Below are 4,848 nucleotides of genomic sequence, written 5' to 3' on the forward strand. Positions count from 1 at the left end.
GTCGCCGAACCGCCGCCGGCCCCGCGTGAGGCCGCACCGCCGCAGCGCCAGCCGGAACCGCCTCCGCCGCCCCGGCCGACTCCTCCCCCGCCGGCACCGACACCGCCGCCTCCCAAGGCGCCGGAACCGGAGCCGCGCAAGCCCGAACCTCCGAAGCCGGAGCCGCCGAAGCAGGAGGCCCTGAAGCCGGAACCTGCGCCTAAGCCGGAGCCTCCGAAACCGGAACCGCCGAAGCCCGAGCCTCCCAAGCCCGAGCCGAAGGAAGTGAAGAAGCCGGAGCCGCCCAAGCCTGAACCTCCCAAGCAGGAGGCGAAGAAGCCTGAGCCGGCGAAGCCCGACCCTCCGAAGCAGGAAGCCAAGAAGCCGGAGCCGCCGAAGCAGGAGCCGAAGAAGCCGGCAGTGGAGAAAAAGCAGCCGGATACCAGCAGCGACTTCGCCGATGTCCTGAAGAACCTTCAGAAGCAGCCGAAATCCGAGCCATCGGCAGCGCCGGCCACGTCTTCCCAGCCGCAGCGTCAGCAGCAGGCGGCTTCGTCGCAGCCTGCGTCGAACTCGGCCCCCAAGCTGGCGGACCAGCTGACCTCCAGCCAGGAGGACGCCGTGCGCAAGACGGTCGAGGCTTGCTGGAACGTCGATCCGGGGCTGGCGGGCGTCAGCGATATCACTGTCGAAATCCGGCTGGAGATTGGCAGGGACGGGCAGGTCAAGCGTGCCGAGGTGGTCGATAAGGCGCGCATGGCGCGGGACCGTACGTTCCGCACCGTCGCGGAGTCGGCGCAGCGTGCCGTCATGAACCCGCGATGCAAGACCCTGCCGCTTCCTCTGGAGAGCTACGAATTCTGGAAGGACGCCGTCTTCGTCTTCAGCCCCCGCGACATGCTGCGCGGCTGAGGACGCCGGACGGTGGTCCGTCTTGATGATGCCACGATCGCGGTGCCCTCTTGTGCCTTTGAAAAGGCGCATCCCGAGGGTGGCCGCTCTCGGAAACAACGATGATGAACAAGGCATGACTCGATCATGATTGCATACCCGTTCCACCTGATCCTGCTTGTCCGCCGTCTGGCGCTGGCCGTTCTGATCGTCACTCTCGCTGGGATCACCGGCGCCCGTGCCGAGCTGCGGCTGGACATCACCCGCGGCCGGGTCGAGCCGATGCCGATCGCGATCTCCACCTTCTATGGGCAGGGCGGCCAGGAGAATCAGGTCGGCCGCGACATCGCGCAGGTGGTGTCGGCCAACCTCGAGCGGTCCGGCCTCTTCCGTCCGCTCGATCCCAAGGCGCTGATCCAGGATCCGGCTTCCCTGCACAACCAGCCCCGATTCGCCGACCTCAAGGTCATCAACGCCCAGGCGATGGTCAGCGGAACGGTCCAGGCGCAGGCCGATGGGCGCCTGCGGGTGGAATTTCGCCTGTGGGATGTGATCGCCGAGCAACAGATGACCGGCCTCGCCTATTTCACGGTGCCGGAGAACTGGCGGCGGGTCGCGCACATCATCTCCGACGCGATCTACAAGCGGATCACGGGCGAGGAGGGCTACTTCGATACCCGCATCGTCTACATCTCGGAGAACGGTCCGGCCGACAAGCGTATCAAGCGGCTGGCGATCATGGACCAGGACGGTGAGAACCACCGTTTCCTGACCGACGGCAGGACGCTGGTGCTGACGCCCCGCTTCTCGCCCTCGGCGCCGGAAATCACCTATCTGTCGTATTTTAACAATAAGCCGCGCGTCTATCTCTTCAATATAGATACCGGCCGTCAGGAAGTACTAGGCGACTTCCCCGGCATGACTTTCGCCCCGCGCTTCTCGCCGGACGGCAACAAGGTCATCATGAGCCTGGCGACGGGCGGCAACACCGACATCTATACGATGGACCTGCGAACCCGCCGCGTCGAGCAGTTGACCAACAATCCGGCCATCGATACCTCGCCGTCATACTCGCCCGACGGGCAGCGGATCGTGTTCGAGTCGGACCGTGGCGGCACCCAGCAGCTCTATGTCATGGATGCAAATGGCGGAAATCCGACGCGGATCACGTTTGGGCAGGGCCGCTATGCAAGCCCGGTATGGTCGCCGCGCGGCGATCTGATCGCTTATACCAAGATCGGCGGAGGTCGATTCTCGATAGGAGTGATTCGGCCCGACGGCACCGGTGAACGTACCCTGAGCGAGGCTTTTCACGTAGAAGGGCCTACCTGGGCGCCGAATGGCCGCGTCCTTATGTTCTTCGGCGAACGCCCCAGCGGGGAGGGGAATCGCAGCAGAATCGCGCGTTTGCACAGCATTGATCTCACTGGTTTCAATGAGCGCGAAGTTGTCACACCGTTGGACGCATCCGATCCCGCTTGGTCGCCCTTGATTCCTTAGCGGTAACCATTTATTTTCGCAGTGCACGATCGACGCTAAGGTTAGACAGTCGGGAGTTCGGAAACTTTCGGTGGACTGGGTTTCGGTGGACTGGGTGTAGTTTAGCGTCGGCCCGTTCGCTCTTCCGTATTTTATATCGTGTGTCGCTGTAGGGGGTTTTGAGATGCGTTTGAAGGTTCTGAGCCTGTTGGCTGCGGTTGTGCTGGTCGCCGCGTGCGAATCCACTCCGCAAAATGACGGCTCGGCCGGCGCCGGCGGTGGGGCTACCGCTGGTGCGGCGCCCGTCCGGACTGGTCCGGCTCCGGGTTCGCAGGAAGATCTGGTTGTCAATGTCGGCGACCGCGTGTTCTTCGGTTTCGATAAGTTCGACCTGTCGCCGGAGGCCCGGGCAACCCTGGACCGTCAGGCTTCGTGGTTGACCCAGTATCCGCGCGTCACCGTGACCGTCGAAGGTCACGCCGACGAGCGCGGCACGCGTGAGTACAACCTCGCGCTGGCCGAGCGTCGCGCCAACTCCGTCAAGAACTACCTCCTGGCCAAGGGCGTCGACGCAAACCGCGTCGCCACCATCAGCTATGGCAAGGAGCGTCCGGCTGTCCTCGGCTCGAACGAGGCATCCTGGGCACAGAACCGTCGTGGCGTGACCGTCGTCAACTAAGTCGGCCCGAGCGGCAGACGAGGGCGATGGCGGCTTATAGTTCGCTGACGTAAATAGGGCGTCACATCACGCGGGTCCGTAAAGGAGTTGCAGGGTGTGGCGCCTTATTTTTGCCGATGGTTTCTGATACGGCGAGATTTATGACAGGGTCAAAAGGACCAGCTATGGCGGTGATGTCGATGCGTCGAGCGTCAGGTGCGCGGAGTGAAGGGTTGCCCGGAAGGTATGCCGCATTCGCCGGCATGGCGCTGCTCGCCGGAACGATGCTGTGGAGCGGCCCGGCGGCGGCCCAGGCCGACGTCAACCTGCAAAGCCGGCTGAACCGGCTGGAGAACGATATCCAGACGCTGAACCGGCAGGTCTTCCGGGGTGGGCCGGTCCCGCAGGGCGGTTCCGGCGCGTCTGGCGGCGGCATCCCCAATTCCCTTGCGGCCGATTTTGAAGTCAGGCTGTCGCGGCTCGAAGGTGAGTTGCAGACGCTGACCGGCAAGTACGAGGAAACGGTCTTCGGCATCTCTCAGGCGCGGGAGCGGCTGGATAAGCTTTCCTCCGACCTCGAATACCGGCTGAGCGAGCTGGAGAGCAAGCTGAACGCGGCGCCGGCCCCCGCAGCCGAAAGCCAGTCCGCGCCTCCTGCGAAGGGCAGGAACGAGACGGCCGCGGCTGCTCCGCCCAAGTCGCCGGCCCAGTCCGCCCAGCAGCAGGCGACGGCGGCGGCCAAGCTTCCGGCGGGGTCGGCGCAGGAGCAGTACGACTACGCATTCGGTCTGCTGCGGGCGGCGGACTATGCCAATGCCGAAGTGGCGCTGGGCACGTTCATCAAAAGCCATCCGGACAACTCGCTGACCAGCAACGCGCATTACTGGCTGGGTGAGACCTATTACGTACGCGGCAAGTTCGGCGATGCCGCTGCCGCCTTCGCCGAGGGCTATCAGAAGTTTCCTAAAAGCTCCAAGGCGGCGGACAACCTGCTGAAGCTCGGAATGTCGTTGGGGCAGTTGAACCAGAAGAAGGAGGCCTGCCTGTCCTTCGCCGAACTCGGCAACAAGTTCCCCGACGCCTCGGCGGCGATCAAGCGCCGCGCCGACCAGGAGCGTGGGAAGTTGAACTGCTCGTGAAGATTGAGGGTGAGGGAAAACTGGCATCACGTTGATCGCTGAATTCACCCGCCTGATGGACCGCCTCGGTCCGTTCGAGCCGTCGCCGCGAGTCGCGGTCGGCGTCTCGGGCGGCGCCGACAGCATGGCGCTTTGCCTGTTGCTCAAGTCATGGACGGAGGACCGTAGCGGGTCGCTTCTTGCCCTGACAGTCGATCATGGACTGCGGCAAAACGCCGCAGATGAGGCGATCCAGGTCGGTTCTTGGCTGAAGGCGCGCGATGTCGCCCATGACATTCTGCGATGGGACGGCGTTAAGCCGTTGTCTGGCATCCAGTCGGCGGCCCGGGATGCGCGGTATCGCCTCTTGACCGAGCGCTGTCACGCGGAGGGCATCTTGCATCTGGCGCTCGCGCATCACCGCGAAGATCAGGCGGAAACGGTGCTGCTCCGCTTCGCCCATGGCAGCGGCATCGACGGTCTCGGCGGCATGGCGGCCGTACGGGAAACCGGCTCCGTCAGGCTTCTGCGGCCCCTGTTGCCGGTAAGTCGGGATCGTCTGAGGACCTACCTGACCGAGACATGCCAATCGTGGGTCGAGGACCCCTCCAACCAGTCGCCGGCCTATGCGCGGGTTCGGCTGCGCGGCATGGCCGATATCCTGGCGAGGGAAGGGTGGAGCACGGCGCGGGCCGCCGACACCGCCCGCCGGCTCGGCCGGGC

Annotated in this window: 5 protein-coding genes; all 5 read left to right on the plus strand. The window is 64.6% G+C overall.

Annotation, left to right across the window (positions count from 1 at the left end):
• A partial coding sequence (locus tag N826_RS45080) for a hypothetical protein (protein WP_044437792.1) occupies positions 1-891 on the plus strand: 891 nt, incomplete at its 5' end.
• A 126-nt stretch (positions 892-1,017) separates the two neighbouring features.
• Entirely contained in the window at positions 1,018-2,370 is a 1,353-nt protein-coding gene (tolB, locus tag N826_RS38415) for a Tol-Pal system beta propeller repeat protein TolB (protein ID WP_084721552.1), read from the plus strand.
• 163 nt (positions 2,371-2,533) lie between these two features.
• Complete coding sequence (gene pal, locus N826_RS38420; protein ID WP_044437793.1) at positions 2,534-3,028, plus strand: peptidoglycan-associated lipoprotein Pal; 495 nt, start codon at positions 2,534-2,536, stop codon at positions 3,026-3,028.
• A gap of 212 nt (positions 3,029-3,240) precedes the next feature.
• The gene (gene ybgF, locus N826_RS38425) at positions 3,241-4,146 is read left to right on the plus strand and encodes a tol-pal system protein YbgF (protein WP_244619547.1); all 906 of its coding nucleotides are present in this window, start codon (positions 3,241-3,243) and stop codon (positions 4,144-4,146) included.
• 31 nt (positions 4,147-4,177) lie between these two features.
• On the plus strand, positions 4,178-4,848 hold a 671-nt coding region (gene tilS / locus N826_RS38430; RefSeq protein ID WP_044437797.1), incomplete at its 3' end, for a tRNA lysidine(34) synthetase TilS.

Source organism: Skermanella aerolata KACC 11604 (assembly GCF_000936425.1).
GTDB lineage: Bacteria > Pseudomonadota > Alphaproteobacteria > Azospirillales > Azospirillaceae > Skermanella > Skermanella aerolata.